Below are 17,768 nucleotides of genomic sequence, written 5' to 3' on the forward strand. Positions count from 1 at the left end.
CGCGCTGATCGATGGAAATCATTTTGGATACAGCGGCGGCAGGCTGTCGCCTCCGTTCGGGTCCTGAGGGTTTTCAATGGCGGGCAGCGCCTTCACGGCGCGCCAGAGGTCTTCGCCCAGCCACAGTTTTTCGGTCTCGCTGTACAGCGCGCCATTCAATCCGTCCAGCGCATGGGACAGCGGCACGAAGCGCGCGGCCATGTCGGCCAGGGTTTCCGGTTGTTGACGGGCCCAGGCGTCCAGCGCCTGGCGGGTCGCATGGGGGTCGTTGGCCAGGCACGCGCGTTTCAGGTCGTCGAGCACTGTACGCGGACTCGGCCCCGTTTGCGCGACCCGGGCCAGTGCCGGTTGCCACCGCCCGCGCCACCACAGGCCGAAGCCCAGCAGCGTGGTGAAACTCAACAGCACCGTGCTCAACTGCCACGGCCACACCGGCGGACCGATCACCGTCACATTACCGTTATCGCTCACGGGCGTGTCCACGGCGAACGCCGGATTGAGGCTGACCTGCAAGGTGCGGGCGGGCAGGGCGCTGTGCTCCAGGTGATCTTCCTGGGTGTTCCACCAGACCAGATCGACAGCGGGAATCTCGATGGCGCCGGGACGATTGGGCACCAGCGCCTCGCGCTCCTCGCGCACGCCGGTCAAGCCACGCTCACCGGCCTGATTGCTCAGTTGCGGCTGGTCCGGGTAGCGCCGCAACGCGCTGACGTCGGTGGCAGGCAGCGGCGGCAATTGTGCGCTGGACAGCCCTTCGGCCTTCAATTGCAGGGTGCGGGTGAGGGAATCGCCGACCTGGCTGTGGGCAGGTTCCGGGCTCCAGTTTTCACTGAGGCTGACGCTGCGCGCCGGCAGCCATGGCGTATCGGCGGGGTAGTGCGCCGGTTGCGGCTTGACGTCGAGGGTCAGGGGCAGCGACGTCACGTGCATCAGTCGGCCGGGTTTCGGCCCGCTGGCAATCGCGCCGGGCGCCATGGCGGCGGCCGCAGCGGCGTCGGTGGTGTCCTGAACCAGCGTGGCGCTGAAGGCTTGGGCGGGGATGGTCAGCGCACCGCTGTGCTGCGGGTAAAGCGCATAGCGCATTTCGATCACGCCGTGGCGAATGCCATTGATCTGCTTCTCGTACGTGCGCGTGTCGCCAAGCTTTTCGATGCGCGCGTCGGGCACTTGCAGCGGTGTCAGGCTGCTGTCGTCGAACAGCGACACCGAGTGGTAGATGCGCACGGTGAGCAAGACCTGCGCCTGAACATACACGCTGTCCTGCTCAAGGCTCGCCTCCATGAATACCGGCGCAAGCTTCTGCTCCTGACCCTGGGCGGCGGGGCCGACGTCGACCACTTGCAGCACGATCGGCTGGCTGGTCATTTCGCCCAGCTTCAGCGGAGGGATTTCAATCGAGCCGCTGTGGCGCGGCATCAGCGTGATCAGCCAGCGGGTCGTCGCGTGAACATTGCCTTCCAGCGTGGTCAGGCTGTTGAGCTGGCGGGTGTCGCGGACCTCGAAGTCGGCGTCCAGCGCGCTCATGTCCGGTCGGCCGAAGACGGTCGCGTCGTCGGTTTCAAGGGTCAGTTCGACGGTTTCGCCGGTGTTGACGCGTGTGCGGTCAACGCTGGATTGCAGCGTGGAGCCTGCACTGTCGGCCTGGGCCAACGGCGCCACCAGGGCGAGCAGGCACCACATTCCTGCGATCAGCAACCTGTGCAGACGACTCATCGGGTTTTTTCCTGATGCTGCTGTTGTTCGTACCAGAATTTGCGCCGCAACAGCTCCCCGGGTTCGTCGGGGATCTGCCGCAGCCATTGTTCGAGCGCCTGTTTCTGCTCGCCATCGATCTGTCCGTCGGCCGGTTTGCCGGAGGCACGCGCCGGCTCGTCGCTGTCGGACCCTGCACCGGAAGACTGCTCGTCGGCGGCGCTTTGCTGATCGCTGGCCGAGCGGTCGGCATCGGCATCCTGCTGGGCTGACGGCGCACTCGATGACGACTGTCCGGTATTGCCTTCGCGGGCATTGTCGGCGTTCTCGTCACTCTCCGCCTTCTCGTCCGCTTTCGCCTGGTTCGACGCCTTGTTCTGCTCCAGCACCTTTTCCACCAACGCCTTGTTGGCTGACGCCGCTGGGAAGTCCGGTTGACGCTCCAGCGCCTGTTCATAGGCGTCGATGGCGGCTTCCAGCTCACCGCTTCGGGCCAGTGCATTGCCGCGATTGTAATGGTCGGCGGCGCTGCTGCCCTTGGCAAAGCGCTGGACGGCGCCGGCATAGTCACCGGCCTGATACAGCGCGAAGCCTTGCCACTGCGGGTCTTCGAAATGCCGCGCGGCTTCCGCCGGGTGATGACGCTTGAGCAAGTGTTCGCCCTGTTGGTCGGGGCGGCGCCACAGGTCTTCGAAACCGAAGGCATAGCTGGGTTGCGGCACGGCCATCAGCAACAGCGGCAGGCACAGCAACCAACCGCGTCGCCCGGCGCAACCGGCCAGTAGCAGAAGCGGCAGCAGCAACCAGTAGCCCTGATCGGCCCAGCGGTCGAGCCGCACCTTCTGGCCCTGGCTGATCAGGCTCTTCGGACCGTCGAGCAGACCGAGGTCGTTCAGGTCCTGATTGTCCAGGCGCAGCGAGGCATAGCGACCGCCCATGCTGTCGGCGAAATCCTTGAGCACCGGCCCGTCCAGACGCGGCACAAGGATGCCGCCCTGGGCGTCCTTCAGGAAACCGCCTTTCTCTTGGGTGACCGGCGCGCCTTCCGCGGTGCCGACCCCGAGCATCAGTAAAGGAGGGGCATCGCGTCCGGTCATCGCGGTGCGAATGCCCTGACGCTCGGCGTCGCTGAGGGACGAACCGATCCACAGCAGCCGCCCTTGGCCCAGGTCACCCTGTTCCAGCAAATCCAGCGCCTTGCGCACGGCAAGGTCCGCGCGCTGGCCGGCTTCTGGCATGATCGACGGCTTGATCGCATCCAGCAGGTTTTTGCTGGTCGCCAGATCATCGGACAGCGGCACCAGCGTGTGGGCGCTGCCGGCGTAGACGATGATCGCGGTCTGTGAATCGCTGCGCGCCTGTAACAGATCGAGCAACTTGCGTCGCGCCTGTTCGAGTCGGGTGGGCGGGCTGTCAGCCGCGAGCATTTCCGGGGTCAGCTCCAGCATCACCACCAGTGGATCGACCGGCCGCTGGCTGTTCTGCTCAACCCGCTGCCAGCTCGGCCCGAGCAGTGCCACTAGCGCCAGCAACCAGCCAAGACCCAGCACCACCCACGGCAATTTGCTTTCCCGACCGCCGCCACCACTGAACAGGGCGGAATGAAAGGCGCTGGGAATGATCATCTGCCAGCGCCCGACGCGCTTCTGCCGATTCCATAACCGCCACAACAGCCAGCCGAGCGCCGGCAGCATTAGCAGCCACCCCGGGCGCGACCAATGGGGCCATAGACTGGAAAGGAATTCGATCATGGGCGCCTCGTCAGGCGCTTCAAGTACTGACGCCACTGCGTACGCCACCCAATCGTCGGCCGGCGCGCGAAGAAGCGATAAACCGCGTTGTTCGGCCAGCGCTCCTGAACCACCAGCAGCAGGCTCAACAACAGCGCCATCGTCAGCGGTACGTGATAAAGCGCCCGCGCCGGACGTGCCTGGGTCGGTTGTTGCGTGACAGGCTCCAGCCGGTCCAGCGCCTTGCCGATGCTGGCGAGTTCGGCGCCGTTGCGCGCGCGGAAATACTGCCCACCGCTGACCGCGGCGATTTCCCGCAGCGCGGGCTCGTCCAGATCCAGGCTGGGGTTGAGGCCGAGAATGCTGGTGGCGCCTTTGTCGGGATCGGCGCCGATGCCAATCGGGTAGATTTTCACGCCTTCGCTGGCGGCCAGACGCGCGGCGGTTCGCGGGTCGATCTGGCCCGCGTTGTTGGCACCGTCGGTGACCAGAATCAGCACGCGGCTCTGGGCCGGACGCTGGCGCAGACGCTTCAACGCCAGCCCGATCGCGTCGCCAATGGCGGTGTTCTTGCCGGCAATGCCGATGCGCGCTTCGTCCAGCCAGACCCGCACAGTCTTGCGGTCGAAGGTCAGCGGCGCCTGCAGATACGCCTGACTGCCGAACAGAATCAGGCCGATGCGATCGCCCTGACGGTGCTCAAGAAAGTCCCCCAGCAGCATTTTCACCAGGGTCAGCCGGCTGACCTCGTCGTTTTTCCAGACCATGTCCGGGTAATCCATCGACCCCGACACGTCCACCGCCACCAACAGATCGCGCCCGCTGGCGGCAACCGGCAACGGCTCCCCCAGCCATTGCGGGCGGGCGGCAGCGACCAGCAGCAGGAGCCAGACGGTAATGAACGGCAACTGACGCCGCCAGCCCGGCAAACGGGTTCGGGCGCGGCGACCGGCGAGGCCTTCCAGTTCGGGGAGAAAGCTGATTTTCAACGCCGCTTCGCCGCTGTCTGCGGCGGGTAGCACGAAGCGCATCACCCAGGGCAGGGGGAGGAGGGCGAAAAGCCACGGCCAGGCGAATTCAAACATGCTTGCGAATCCAGGTCTCGACGGACTGGGTCAGGCCATTGATGGCCTTGTCGTCGAGTTTGCATTCGGGCTTGTAGGCGCCCTCGACGAGGATCATCCAGCGCGTGAGGCCGGCGGCCGGGCAGCGGTTGTCAAGAAACGCCAGCCATTTGCGGCCGTTGAGGGTGTGGCTCTGGCTGTAGGGGTAGTGATTGCGGCACAGGCGCTTGAGCAGACCGTTGATCTGTTGCAGCCAGGCACCGGCCGGGGCGCCGTCGTAGGGTTTGGGCATCTGCGCGAGTTCGACCAGCGCGGCCTGGCGCAGCGGGTCCAATGGCTCGACGGTGTCGCTGCTGGCCTTTTTCGGCAGCAGCGTGCGCGCGCGCCACAGGCCGTAGCCCAGCGCCGGCAGCAGGATCAGCAACAGCCACCAGCCCGGCGCGGGCGGCCAGAACCCGACCGGCTCCGGCAGGATCAGCGGTTGCAGCTGGTCCAGCGCACTCATGGCTGTTTCACCGGACGCTGGCCGTTGAGGTATTCGCGCAGCTGCTCGACCATTTCACGCTGGGTGCTCAGCGGCATCATCAGCACGCGCAGCTTCTGCGCCAGCAATTCCCAGCGCGCCTGACGCGCCTCGCCCTGGGCACGGTAGCTCTGACGCAAGTCGGCGTTCAGCGTGTCGAGTTCAAGGTGCGCGCCCCGGTCAGCGAAGCGCAATAAACCGGCGGCGGGCAACGCGTGATCCAGCGGATCGGACAGCGGCAGCAGCAACAGGTCGCAGTGCCGTGACAGCAGAGTCAGCTGTTGTTCTGCGGAGTCGGACAACGCGCGCTCGTCGCACAGGATGATCGCCAGACTGCCCGGACGCATCACTTCCCGCGCGCGGCGCAGCGCCACGCCGAACGTGTCGCGGTCGGCAGCGGCCTCGGTGTGCAGCGACTGATTGACCCGCACCAGCCGGTTCAGCAGTTGGAGCAGGCTTTGTTTGCTGCGTCGCGGTTTGATTTCGTAATGCTCGTTGTCACCAAACACCAGCCCGCCGACCCGGTCGTTGTGGCCCAGCGCAGCCCATCCCACCAACGCGGCGGCCTGGGCGGCGAGAACTGATTTGAACATCAGCCCGGAGCCGAAAAACAGGCGGCGGCTTTGCTCGACCATGATGAAAATCGGCCGCTCGCGTTCTTCGTGAAACAGTTTGGTGTGGGGCTCTTGCGTGCGGGCGGTGACGCGCCAGTCGATGGTCCTGACGTCGTCGCCGGCCTGATACACCCTGACCTGATCGAAGTCGACGCCGCGCCCGCGCAGCTTGGAGTGGTGCAGACCGATCAGCGGGCTGCGCTGGCTGGGCGTTGAAAACAGCTGCACCTCCCGCACGCGATGACGCATCTCAATGAGGTCGGCGAGGCTGATGCGAATGCCCGGTTGGGAGATCAGATAGGGTTGCATGGGCTCAGGCGACGGCCACGACGTCGAGAATGCGCTGGATCACGCGGTCTTGATCGATGCCCGCCGCTTCTGCTTCGAACGACAGGATGATGCGATGACGCAGCACATCGAAGACCATCGCCTGGATGTCTTCGGGGCTGACGAAATCCCGCCCGGCCAGCCACGCATGGGCCCGGGCGCAGCGGTCTAGGGAAATCGAACCCCGGGGGCTGGCGCCGTAACCGATCCACTCGGCCAGCTCGGCATCGAACTTGGCGGGCGTGCGGGTCGCCATCACCAGTTGCACCAGGTATTCCTCGACGGCATCGGCCATGTACAGACCGAGGATTTCCTTGCGCGCGGCGAAAATCGCCTGCTGGCTGACCCGGCGCTCGGGCTTGGTCTCGCCATTGAGCGCTTCGCCCCGGGCCTGCTGGAGAATCTTGCGTTCGACGGTGGCGTCCGGGAAGCCGATTTTGACGTGCATCAGAAAACGATCGAGCTGCGCTTCGGGCAGCGGGTAGGTGCCTTCCTGCTCGATGGGGTTCTGCGTCGCCATCACCAGAAACAGCGGCGACAGGTCGTAGGTACTGCGCCCGACACTGACCTGACGCTCCGCCATGGCTTCCAGCAAGGCAGATTGCACCTTGGCCGGCGCGCGGTTGATTTCGTCGGCGAGCACCAGATTGTGGAAGATAGGGCCTTGCTGAAACACGAAACTGCCGGTTTCCGGACGATAGATCTCGGTGCCGGTGATGTCGGCCGGGAGCAGGTCGGGGGTGAACTGAATGCGATGGAATTGTGCTTCGATGCCTTCCGCCAGCTCTTTGATCGCTTTGGTCTTCGCCAGACCCGGCGCGCCTTCGACCAGCATGTGGCCGTCGGCCAACAGCGCGATCAGCAAGCGCTCAACCAGTTTCTCCTGCCCGAGAATCTGGGTGGAGAGAAAGGTCCGCAGCGCGATCAACGCTTCACGATGTTCCATCGATGACAGTTCCTGGCAGGAGAGGCAGCAGCGCCAAGTGGCGCCGAAGCTGGGGGCGTTACTTTAATCCATCGCAGGGGCGCCGACTAATCGGCCGGCGGGTTTTTTCGGCTTTTCAGCAAAGGACTGGGCTAAAACAAGAACTGTCTTACATTTGCGTCAATTGCCGCCCGGTGCTGCCGGGGTCTCAGTTGATCTGGCTGACGTACGTCCCGACACCGTTGAGGATGATCCGCAACGTGGCGTCCAGGTCGGCCAACTCATTGGCAGGTGTGTTGTGGCTAATGTCGTACGTGGTGTCGCCGCCCAGGGGTTCGGCATCGTTGGCGTCGATCTCGACCAATAGCCGGGTGGCGCTCAGGGTGACGGTGATGTTGTCTTCGACATGGACAGTGTCGTCACGAAACGTGATATCGACCTCATCCTCATCGGGGAAACGCGCGAGCAGAAACAGATCACCGGTGCTGCTGCCATGGCAGCAGGCCAGCGCCATATCATCCTCCTCCTCGTCGCATGGGTTATAGATGAAGCTGTCGGTGGTCATTTGCATGGCGGTAACTCCCGTGGATGGGTTCAGGGCAGGGATGGATTTTGCCAGTCTTGTGGGAGATTTGCTGAAGATTGCGGAGGGTGGTGGGCCGAGTGGTTGAGTGGAGCCTGACCTGATGTGTTCGCTCCATTATTGACAGCGAGCAAGCTGGCCTCTTCCCGGCTAAAGCCGGTCCCACTAAAAAGCACTGCGTACATCCAGTGGGATTGGCGCTGACTGTAGGACCGGCGTTAGCCGGGAAGCTTTGCTTTTGATCTTCGTACGCAAAAAGTCCAGTCACCGCCAATCGCGACTTGGGTGCAGGCTGAACGCAGGTTTCGCGCAGTGGGTCGAGCCGCATGGATGCGGCGAGAGCGCCGTCAGGACATGGATGTCCGTTCGGCGCGGGCCCACGGAGCGAGACCGGAGTGAAGGAACCCTGACGAAGGAAGGGCCAAACCGAGAGCAGGCACTTTTGGTTACTTTTAGTGCTTTTTAAAAGTAACTCGCCGAAGGCGAAACCGAGGCCGCCAGGCCGACGCCCTTGATCCTGGCGCACTAAGCCACGCCGCAGGTCCAGGCCTGCAACCCGATGTCCGAATATGTCGCAGCATCGCAAGCAGATTCAGGGCGCCACTCGTTAAGCTGCACCCACGCCGAACAAATGTGACGGCACACACACCAAAAGCGTTAGTAAAAACAGGCAACGCGAAACGCGACGCCCCCTGTCACGTTATGCTGACTATCATCGACCAGACGCAAACGAGACAAACACACAAGCTCCACCCGACACACGCATCTCTCCTATATAAAAGCTCAAGCCAATCGGAGTACCACAGATGGCGTTCTTCACCGCAGCCAGCAAGTCCGACTTCCAGCACCAACTGCGAGCGGCACTGGCTCAGCACATCAGCGAACAGGCACTGCCACAAGTGGCGCTGTTCGCCGAGCAATTCTTCGGCATCATCTCCCTCGACGAACTCACCCAGCGCAGACTCTCTGACCTGGCCGGTTGCACCCTCTCGGCCTGGCGCCTGCTCGAACGCTTCGAGCACGGCACGCCCCAGGTCCGCGTCTACAACCCCGATTACGAACGTCACGGCTGGCAGTCCACCCACACCGCCGTCGAAGTCCTGCACCACGACCTGCCCTTTCTGGTCGACTCGGTGCGTACCGAACTGAACCGCCGCGGTTACAGCATCCACACGCTGCAGACCACCGTGCTGAGCGTCCGCCGTGACGCGAAAGGCCAGTTGCTCGAACTGCTGCCAAAAGGCACCACCGGCGACGACGTCCTGCAAGAATCGCTGATGTACCTGGAGATCGACCGTTGCGCCAATGCCGCGGAGCTGAACGTGCTCGCCCGCGAACTGGAGCAAGTGCTGGGCGAAGTCCGCGTTGCCGTTGAAGACTTCGAGCCGATGAAAGCCAAGCTCCACGAGCTGCTGTTCGGCATCGACGCCACCGAATACAACATCGACCCCGAGGAGAAATCCGAGGTCAAGGTGTTCCTCGAGTGGCTGGTGAACAACCACTTCACCTTCCTCGGCTATGAAGAATTTACCGTCGACGACGAAGGCGAGGGCGGTCAGCTTCATTACGACCCGTCGTCCTTCCTCGGTCTGACCAAACTGCTGCGCACAGGGCTCACTGCCGAAGACCTGCACATCGAAGGCTATGCAGTGAAGTACCTGCAGGAGCCGACCCTGCTGTCCTTCGCCAAAGCCGCGCACCCGAGCCGCGTGCATCGGCCGGCATACCCGGACTACGTGTCGATCCGCCAGATCGACGCCGACGGCAAGGTCATCAAGGAATCGCGCTTCATGGGCCTGTACACCTCGTCAGTGTATGGCGAAAGCGTGCGCGCCATTCCGTACATCCGCCGCAAGGTTGCCGAAGTCGAGCGCCGTTCCGGCTTCGACGCCAAGGCCCACCTGGGCAAGGAACTGGCGCAGGTGGTTGAAGTGCTGCCCCGCGATGACCTGTTCCAGACCCCGGTGGACGAGCTGTTCACCACCGTCATGTCGATCGTGCAGATCCAGGAGCGCAACAAGATCCGCGTGTTCCTGCGCAAAGACCCCTACGGCCGTTTCTGCTACTGCCTGGCCTACGTGCCGCGCGACGTCTATTCCACCGAAGTCCGTCAGAAGATCCAGCAAGTGCTGATGGATCGTCTGAAGGCGACCGATTGCGAGTTCTGGACCTTCTTCTCCGAGTCGGTACTGGCGCGCGTGCAGCTGATCCTGCGTGTGGACCCGAAAGTCACCCTCGACATCGACCCGCAGCAGCTGGAAAACGAAGTCATCCAGGCCTGCCGTTCGTGGAAAGACGACTACGCCAGTCTGGTCATCGAAAGCTTCGGTGAAGCCCAGGGCACCAATGTCCTGGCCGACTTCCCGAAAGGTTTCCCGGCAGGCTACCGCGAGCGTTTCGCCGCGCATTCCGCCGTGGTCGACATGCAGCACGTGCTGAGCCTGTCCGAAGCCAATCCGCTGGTGATGAGCTTTTACCAGCCGCTGTCGGGCGACAAGGCGCAGTTGCACTGCAAGCTGTACCACGCTGACACGCCGCTGGCGCTGTCCGACGTGCTGCCGATTCTGGAAAACCTTGGACTGCGCGTGCTCGGTGAATTCCCGTACCGCCTGCGCCACACCAATGGCCGCGAATTCTGGATTCACGACTTCGCGTTCACCTACGGCGAAGGTCTGAAACTGGATCTGCAACAGCTCAACGACACGCTGCAGGACGCCTTCGTCCACATCGTCCGTGGCGAAGCCGAAAACGACGCCTTCAACCGTCTGGTGCTGACGGCCGGTCTGCCGTGGCGCGACGTGGCGCTGCTGCGGGCCTACGCGCGTTACCTGAAGCAGATCCGTCTGGGCTTCGACCTGGGTTACATCGCCAGCACGCTGAACAACCACGCTGACATCGCTCGCGAGCTGACGCGTCTGTTCAAGACCCGCTTCTACCTGGCGCGCAAGCTCAGCGGCGGCGACCTCGACGACATGCAGCAGCGTCTGGAGCAGGCGATTCTGACTGCGCTGGACGGCGTGCAAGTGCTCAACGAAGACCGCATCCTGCGTCGCTACCTTGACCTGATCAAGGCGACCATGCGCACCAACTTCTATCAGACCGACGCCAACGGCCAGAGCAAGAGCTACTTCAGCTTCAAGTTCAACCCGCGCTTGATCCCAGAGCTGCCGAAGCCGGTACCGAAGTTCGAAATCTTCGTCTACTCGCCGCGCGTCGAAGGCGTGCACCTGCGCTTTGGCAACGTGGCCCGTGGCGGCCTGCGCTGGTCCGACCGTGAAGAAGATTTCCGCACCGAAGTGCTGGGTCTGGTCAAAGCCCAGCAAGTGAAGAACTCGGTCATCGTGCCGGTCGGTGCCAAGGGCGGCTTCCTGCCCCGTCGTCTGCCGACCACCGGGACCCGCGACGAGATTCAGGCCGAAGCCATCGCTTGCTACCGTCTCTTCATTTCCGGCCTGCTGGACATCACCGACAACCTGAAAGAAGGCGCGCTGGTGCCGCCGGCCAACGTCGTGCGCCACGACGACGATGACCCATACCTGGTCGTCGCCGCCGACAAAGGCACCGCGACCTTCTCCGACATCGCCAACGGCATCGCCATCGACTACGGCTTCTGGCTCGGCGACGCCTTCGCTTCCGGCGGCTCGGCGGGTTACGACCACAAGAAAATGGGCATCACCGCCAAGGGCGCGTGGGTCGGCGTGCAGCGCCACTTCCGCGAGCGCGGCATCAATGTGCAGCAGGACAGCATCAGCGTGATCGGCGTCGGCGACATGGCCGGCGACGTGTTCGGCAACGGCCTGTTGATGTCCGACAAGCTTCAGCTGGTGGCGGCCTTCAACCACCTGCATATCTTCATCGATCCGAATCCGGACCCGGCGAGCAGTTTTGTCGAGCGTCAGCGTCTGTTCGACCTGCCGCGTTCGGCGTGGACCGATTACGACACCAGCCTGATGTCCGAAGGCGGCGGTATCTTCCCGCGCAGCGCGAAAAGCATCGCGATCACCCCGCAGATGAAAGCACGCTTTGACATCACCGCTGACAAGCTGACCCCGACCGAACTGATGCACGCGCTGCTCAAGGCGCCAGTGGATCTGCTGTGGAACGGCGGCATCGGCACCTACGTCAAGGCCAGCACCGAATCCCACGCGGACGTCGGCGACAAGGCCAACGATGCACTGCGCGTCAACGGCAATCAGCTGCGCTGCAAAGTGGTGGGCGAGGGCGGCAACCTCGGCATGACCCAGCTGGGCCGTGTCGAATTCGGCCTGATGGGCGGCGCGACCAACACCGACTTCATCGACAACGCCGGTGGTGTGGACTGCTCCGACCACGAAGTAAACATCAAGATCCTGCTGAACGAAGTGGTCCAGGCCGGCGACATGACCGAGAAGCAGCGCAATCTGCTGCTCGAAAGCATGACCGACGAAGTGGGCAACCTCGTTCTCGGCAACAATTACAAGCAGACCCAGGCCCTGTCCCTGGCGGAGCGCCGTGCCTACGAGCGCATCGCCGAGTACAAACGCCTGATGAGCGACCTGGAAACGCGCGGCAAGCTGGACCGTGCCATCGAGTTCCTGCCGGCGGAAGATCAACTGGCCGAGCGCATCGCCGAGAAGAAGGGCCTGACCCGGGCCGAGCTGTCGGTGCTGATTTCCTACAGCAAGATCGACCTCAAGGAAGCGCTGCTGGAATCCCGCGTTCCGGATGACGACTACCTGGCCCGCGACATGGAAACGGCGTTCCCGCCGTCACTGGGCGCGAAGTTCTCCGAGTCGATGCGTCGTCACCGTCTGAAGCGCGAAATCGTCAGCACGCAGATCGCCAACGACCTGGTCAACCATATGGGCATCACGTTCGTGCAGCGGCTCAAAGAGTCGACCGGCATGACCGCTGCCAACGTGGCTGGGGCTTACGTGATCGTGCGTGACATCTTCCACCTCCCGCACTGGTTCCGTCAGATCGAGGCGCTGGACTACAAGGTCCCGGCCGAGATTCAACTGGCGTTGATGGATGAGCTGATGCGTCTGGGCCGTCGCGCGACGCGCTGGTTCCTGCGCAGCCGTCGCAACGAGCTGGACGCGGCCCGTGATGTGGCGCACTTCGGTCCGCACATCGCGGCGCTGGGTCTGAAGCTGGACGAGTTGCTGGAAGGGCCGACCCGTGAGGTCTGGCAGACGCGTTATCAGGAGTACGTGGCGGCGGGCGTGCCGGAGTTGCTGGCGCGGATGGTGGCGGGTACGAGTCATTTGTACACGCTGTTGCCGATCATCGAGGCGTCTGATGTGACCGGTCAGAATGCAGCGGATGTGGCGAAGGTGTATTTCGCGGTGGGCAGTTCGCTGGATGTGACGTGGTATCTGCAGCAGATCAGTGCGTTGCCGGTGGAGAACAACTGGCAGGCGCTGGCCCGTGAGGCGTTCCGTGATGATATCGATTGGCAGCAGCGGGCGATTACGGTGTCGGTGTTGCAGATGGCGAATGGTCCTGCGGATGTCGAGGAGCGTTTGAGTCTGTGGCTGGAGCAGCATTTGCCGATGGTCGAGCGCTGGCGCGCGATGTTGGTGGAGTTGCGTGCGGCGAGCGGTAACGATTATGCGATGTATGCGGTCGCTAACCGTGAGTTGCTGGATCTGGCAATGAGTGGGCAGACGGCTGTGGTGTGATGGTTTAGTCGTCTGTAACTGGAAGCCCCGCGTTGAGAGACGCGGGGCTTTTTTGTTTTTGCGTTTGGGAGATCAAGGTCAAGGGCGTCTGCCTGGGGGCAGACTGTTTCGCCTTCGGCGAGTTACTTGATAAAGCCCCAGTAACCAAGGGCTTGTGCTCCTGGTTTGGCCCTTCCTTCGTCAGGGTTCCTTCACTCCGGTCCCGCTCCGTGGGCCCGCTGCCATCCGCCATCCATGGCGGGGGCAGCTCTCGCCGCATCCATGCGGCTCGGCCCACTGCGCGAGACCTGCGTTCAGCCTGCACCCAAGTCGCGATCGGCGGTGTTTGGGCTTTTTGTGCACCAAGATCAAAAGCAGATCACAAGCGAAGCAGATCAAAAGCTTCCCGGCTGAAGCCGGTCCTACGGGGTGTACGCGGTGTGCTTTTTGTGGGACCGGCTTCAGCCGGGAAGACGGTCCCACTGAATGCACGCGTCGCTTTTTGTAGGACCGGCTTTAGCCGGGAAGGCGCTCGCTCAGGCAGGCAAAGGTCGATGACACGACACCGTTCCCGTGGGAGCGAGCTTGCTCGCGAATGCTGTTGATCGTGCCACGCTCTGCGTGGGAATGCAGCCTGTGACGCTCTGCGTCGCTCTTCCACAGGCTGAGCGGTTATTTAAAGCGCGCCATGCTGATGGCGTCGACGAGGACGCCGTCGCGTATGGCGTAGTCGCGCAGGCGGCCCTCGGTTTCGAAGCCGAATTTGCGGTAGAGCGCCAGGGCGGCTTCGTTATCGGCAAACACGGTGAGTTCAACCCGGTGCAGGTTCATCCAGTTGTCCGCGACTTCCAGCACGGCGGCCATCAGCCGCGACCCCACCCCTTTGCCCTGCCACCCCGCCGCCACGCCCATGCCGATGGCGCCCACATGACGCTGGCGAATGCGCGCGTATTGTTCCAGACCGATGTTGCCGATCACCTGACCTTGGTGCAAAGCGACCAGCTTCACCGAACGGTCATCCGCCCCCGCCAGCCGTTTGCGCCAGACATCGGCCGACTGATACGGCATCTGAAGCACCTGACGACACACACTGGGGTCGTTATACAACGCAGTGACACCCTCGATATGGGCCTCGGTAAAACGATGGATCACCACCTGATCAACAGCAACATTCACTGGATTCATCCTTTGAAAACAGAAAGAGGGGACAGTCTAAGCGGCTAATTGCGGATGTGGCTACGGTGGCCAGCGCCCAAAAGCATGGATAGCGTGAGTTGTGACGCGGAGCGTCACGGGATGCATGCCCACGCAGAGCGTGGGAACGATCAACAGCATTCGCGAGCAAGCTCGCTCCCACGGGGACGGTGTCGTTTCATCAGTCTTTGCCTGCCTGAGCAGGCGCCTTCCCGGCTAAAGCCAGTCCCACTAACGGCAACGCGTGCATCCAGTGGGATGGCCTTCTCGGCTGAAGCCGGTCCCACTAACAGCAGCAGCGCGTGCACTCAGTGGGACCGTCTTCCCGGCTGAAGCCGGTCCTACAAAAAGCATGCGCTGTGTCGGTAGGACCGGCTTCAGCCGGGAAGCTTTTGATCTGCTTCGCGCTTTTGATCTTCATACGCAAAAAGCCCAGTCACCGCCAAACGCGACTTGGGTGCAGGCTGAACGCAGGTCTCGCTCCATGGGCCGAGCCGCATGGATGCGGCGAGAGCGCCGTCAGGACATGGATGTCCGTTCGGCGCGGGCCCACGGAGCGAGACCGGAGTGAAGGAACCCTGACGAAGGAAGGGCCTAACCAGGAGCAGCACCCTTGGTTACTTGGGGATGGTGCGACTTTCGACTTTTCCAAGTAACTCGCCGAAGGCGAAACGTCTGCCCCCAGGCAGACGCCCTTGATCTTCAAAACAAAAAAAACCCCGCCGAAGCGGGGTTCTCTCAACACGGTCTCAGCTATTAAGCCTGAACAACCGGGATATTAGCGTTCGCTGCAGCCTCACGGAATTCCGCGATCTGATCGAAGCTCAAGTAACGGTAAACATCGGCAGCCATGCTGTCGATCTTGCCCGCGTACTCCATATACTCCTCGACCGTCGGCAGACGACCCAGAATCGACGCCACAGACGCCAACTCAGCCGACGCCAGATACACGTTCGCCCCATCACCCAAACGGTTCGGGAAGTTACGGGTCGACGTCGACACCACTGTCGAATTCGGCTCAACACGCGCCTGGTTACCCATGCACAGCGAACAGCCCGGCATCTCCATGCGCGCGCCAGCCTTGCCGTAGATGCCGTAGTAACCTTCCTCGGTCAACTGATGAGCATCCATCTTCGTCGGCGGCGACAGCCACAGACGCGTCGGCAACTGACCCTTCACCTGCTCCAGCAACTTGCCGGCGGCGCGGAAGTGACCAATGTTGGTCATGCACGACCCGATGAACACCTCGTCGATCTTCTCGCCAGCGACGCTCGACAACAGACGGGCATCGTCCGGGTCGTTCGGCGCGCAGAGCACAGGCTCTTTCACATCGGCCAGATCGATCTCGATGATTTCAGCGTATTCCGCGTCAGCGTCGGCTTCCAGCAGTTCTGGATTGGCCACCCAGGCTTCCATCGCCTGAGCACGACGCTCCAGGGTACGCGGGTCGCCGTAGCCTTCGCCGATCATCCAGCGCAGCAGGGTGATGTTCGACTTCAGGTACTCGGCGATCGACTCTTTCGACAGCTTGATGGTGCAACCGGCGGCAGAGCGTTCGGCCGAAGCGTCGGACAGTTCGAAAGCCTGTTCGACGGTCAGGGTTTCCAGACCTTCGATCTCCAGAATGCGACCGGAGAACGCGTTCTTCTTGCCCTTCTTCTCGACCGTCAGCAGGCCTTTCTGAATGGCGTAGTACGGAATCGCATGAACCAGGTCGCGCAGGGTGACGCCCGGTTGCAGCTTGCCCTTGAAACGAACCAGGATCGACTCCGGCATGTCCAGCGGCATGACGCCAGTGGCAGCGGCGAACGCGACCAGACCGGAACCGGCCGGGAACGAGATACCGATCGGGAAACGGGTGTGGGAGTCGCCACCGGTGCCGACGGTGTCCGGCAGCAGCATGCGGTTCAGCCAGCTGTGGATGATGCCGTCGCCCGGACGCAGGGAAACGCCGCCACGGGTCATGATGAAGTCAGGCAGCGTGTGGTGAGTCTTGACGTCGATCGGCTTCGGATACGCCGCGGTGTGGCAGAACGACTGCATCACCAGATCGGTGGAGAAGCCCAGGCACGCCAGGTCTTTCAGTTCGTCACGGGTCATGGGACCGGTGGTGTCCTGAGAACCGACGGTGGTCATCTTCGGCTCGCAGTAAGTGCCCGGACGGATACCGTCGGTGCCGCAGGCCTTGCCGACCATCTTCTGCGCCAGGGTGAAGCCCTTGGTGCTGGCAGCGGGAACGTCAGGCAGCTTGAACAGCGTCGAAGGCGGCAGGCCCAGTTCGGTGCGGGCCTTGCCGGTCAGGCCACGGCCGATGATCAGCGGAATACGGCCGCCAGCGCGGACTTCGTCAAGCAGCACAGGCGTCTTCAGTTCGAAGGTCGCCAGGACTTCGTCGGTGCCATGTTTGGTGACTTTGCCGGCATACGGGTAAACGTCGATGACGTCGCCCATGTTGATGTTCGATACGTCGAACTCGATCGGCAGGGCGCCCGCATCTTCCATGGTGTTGTAGAAGATCGGTGCGATCTTGCTGCCGAAGCAGAAGCCGCCGGCGCGCTTGTTCGGCACGTTCGGGATGTCGTCGCCGAAGAACCACAGCACCGAGTTGGTGGCCGATTTACGCGAGGAACCGGTACCGACCACGTCACCGACGTAGGCGATAGGGAAACCCTGGCTGCGCATATCTTCGATCTGCTTCATCGGACCGATGGAGCCTTGCACGTCAGGGACGATGCCGTCGCGGGCCATTTTCAGCATGGCCAGGGCGTGCAGCGGGATGTCCGGGCGGGACCAGGCGTCAGGCGCAGGCGACAGGTCGTCGGTGTTGGTTTCGCCGGTGACCTTGAAGACGCGCAGGCTGATCTTTTCGGCCAGGGTCGGACGCTTCTGGAACCACTCGCCGTCAGCCCAGGACTGCAGCACGCCCTTGGCGTGTGCGTTGCCGTTCTTGGCTTTTTCAGCGACGTCGTGGAAGGCATCGAACATCAGCAGGGTGTGCTTCAGTTGCTCTGCAGCGACGGGTGCCAGCTCGGCGTCGTCCAGCAGATCAACCATGGTCACGATGTTGTAGCCGCCCTGCATGGTGCCGAGCAGTTCGACGGCGCGCTTCTTGTCCAGCAGAGGGGAATGAACTTCGCCCTTGGCCAGGGCAGAAAGGAAACCGGCTTTGACGTAGGCAGCTTCGTCAACGCCCGGTGGAACGCGATTGGTGATCAGGTCAAGCAGGAAAGCTTCTTCGCCAGCCGGTGGGTTTTTCAGCAGCTCGACCAGGCCTGCAGTTTGTTCGGCGTTAAGCGGCTGGGGCACGATACCCTGGGCGGCACGCTCTTCGATGTGTTTACGGTAGGCTTCAAGCACAGTATTACCCTCATCAGTGGTCCCAAATGGGTGTCCGGGACGCTCATCCAGAGAAGGTCCGCATCGGCGCTCTCGAACTTTTTAAAGTTTCTTGGCAGGAAGCTGACGATCTCCAAC

Annotated in this window: 10 protein-coding genes; 1 reads left to right on the plus strand and 9 read right to left on the minus strand. The window is 62.7% G+C overall.

Translation table 11 applies throughout. The features are described 5' to 3' along the window. Nucleotides 1–18: 18 nt before the first annotated feature. The 7 genes from AC07RO_RS10420 to AC07RO_RS10450 all read right to left on the minus strand — a co-directional run bounded on the left by AC07RO_RS10420 (nt 19) and on the right by AC07RO_RS10450 (nt 7,446). Complete coding sequence (locus AC07RO_RS10420; RefSeq protein WP_495085953.1) at nt 19–1,713, minus strand: BatD family protein; 1,695 nt, start codon at nt 1,711–1,713, stop codon at nt 19–21. Further along, on the minus strand, nt 1,710–3,443 hold the full coding sequence (locus AC07RO_RS10425; protein ID WP_495085954.1) for a VWA domain-containing protein: 1,734 nt from the start codon (nt 3,441–3,443) through the stop codon (nt 1,710–1,712). The genes AC07RO_RS10420 and AC07RO_RS10425 overlap by 4 nt, the downstream gene beginning before the upstream one ends. Further along, complete coding sequence (locus AC07RO_RS10430; RefSeq protein WP_495085955.1) at nt 3,440–4,507, minus strand: vWA domain-containing protein; 1,068 nt, start codon at nt 4,505–4,507, stop codon at nt 3,440–3,442. The genes AC07RO_RS10425 and AC07RO_RS10430 overlap by 4 nt, the downstream gene beginning before the upstream one ends. Beyond that, nucleotides 4,500–4,991, minus strand: coding sequence for a DUF4381 domain-containing protein (locus AC07RO_RS10435; RefSeq protein WP_282372201.1), 492 nt, complete (start codon nt 4,989–4,991; stop codon nt 4,500–4,502). Before AC07RO_RS10435 ends, AC07RO_RS10430 begins: the two co-directional genes overlap by 8 nt. Next, the gene (locus AC07RO_RS10440; protein ID WP_172611290.1) at nt 4,988–5,932 is read right to left on the minus strand and encodes a DUF58 domain-containing protein; all 945 of its coding nucleotides are present in this window, start codon (nt 5,930–5,932) and stop codon (nt 4,988–4,990) included. The genes AC07RO_RS10435 and AC07RO_RS10440 overlap by 4 nt, the downstream gene beginning before the upstream one ends. Before the next feature lie 4 nt (nt 5,933–5,936). After that, nucleotides 5,937–6,896, minus strand: a complete 960-nt coding sequence (locus AC07RO_RS10445; protein WP_037013687.1) for an AAA family ATPase — start codon at nt 6,894–6,896, stop codon at nt 5,937–5,939. A gap of 187 nt (nt 6,897–7,083) precedes the next feature. Beyond that, nucleotides 7,084–7,446, minus strand: coding sequence for a hypothetical protein (locus tag AC07RO_RS10450; protein ID WP_495085956.1), 363 nt, complete (start codon nt 7,444–7,446; stop codon nt 7,084–7,086). 818 nt (nt 7,447–8,264) lie between these two features. Here AC07RO_RS10450 and AC07RO_RS10455 point away from each other — a divergent pair. Then, a complete protein-coding gene (locus AC07RO_RS10455; protein WP_495085957.1) occupies nt 8,265–13,121 on the plus strand; it encodes an NAD-glutamate dehydrogenase in 4,857 nt (1,618 codons plus the stop codon). Nucleotides 13,122–13,772: 651 nt separating this feature from the next. On the opposite strand, the gene AC07RO_RS10460 is transcribed toward AC07RO_RS10455, so the two are convergent. Continuing rightward, the gene (locus tag AC07RO_RS10460) at nt 13,773–14,276 is read right to left on the minus strand and encodes a GNAT family N-acetyltransferase (RefSeq protein ID WP_495085958.1); all 504 of its coding nucleotides are present in this window, start codon (nt 14,274–14,276) and stop codon (nt 13,773–13,775) included. Between the two features lie 774 nt (nt 14,277–15,050). Further along, nucleotides 15,051–17,651, minus strand: a complete 2,601-nt coding sequence (gene acnB, locus AC07RO_RS10465; RefSeq protein WP_346625405.1) for a bifunctional aconitate hydratase 2/2-methylisocitrate dehydratase — start codon at nt 17,649–17,651, stop codon at nt 15,051–15,053. Nucleotides 17,652–17,768: the final 117 nt, after the last annotated feature.

This window comes from Pseudomonas sp. GW821-FHT07F05 (assembly GCF_059418765.1).

Excerpts from the sequence above, each read along its gene's own strand:
- AC07RO_RS10420 (WP_495085953.1), bottom strand. The coding sequence starts at position 1,713 with ATGAGTCGTCTGCACAGGTTGCTGATCGCAGGAATGTGGTGCCTGCTC.
- AC07RO_RS10425 (WP_495085954.1), bottom strand. The coding sequence starts at position 3,443 with ATGATCGAATTCCTTTCCAGTCTATGGCCCCATTGGTCGCGCCCGGGG.
- AC07RO_RS10430 (WP_495085955.1), bottom strand. The coding sequence starts at position 4,507 with ATGTTTGAATTCGCCTGGCCGTGGCTTTTCGCCCTCCTCCCCCTGCCC.
- AC07RO_RS10435 (WP_282372201.1), bottom strand. The coding sequence starts at position 4,991 with ATGAGTGCGCTGGACCAGCTGCAACCGCTGATCCTGCCGGAGCCGGTC.
- AC07RO_RS10440 (WP_172611290.1), bottom strand. The coding sequence starts at position 5,932 with ATGCAACCCTATCTGATCTCCCAACCGGGCATTCGCATCAGCCTCGCC.
- AC07RO_RS10445 (WP_037013687.1), bottom strand. The coding sequence starts at position 6,896 with ATGGAACATCGTGAAGCGTTGATCGCGCTGCGGACCTTTCTCTCCACC.
- AC07RO_RS10450 (WP_495085956.1), bottom strand. The coding sequence starts at position 7,446 with ATGCAAATGACCACCGACAGCTTCATCTATAACCCATGCGACGAGGAG.
- AC07RO_RS10455 (WP_495085957.1), top strand. The coding sequence starts at position 8,265 with ATGGCGTTCTTCACCGCAGCCAGCAAGTCCGACTTCCAGCACCAACTG.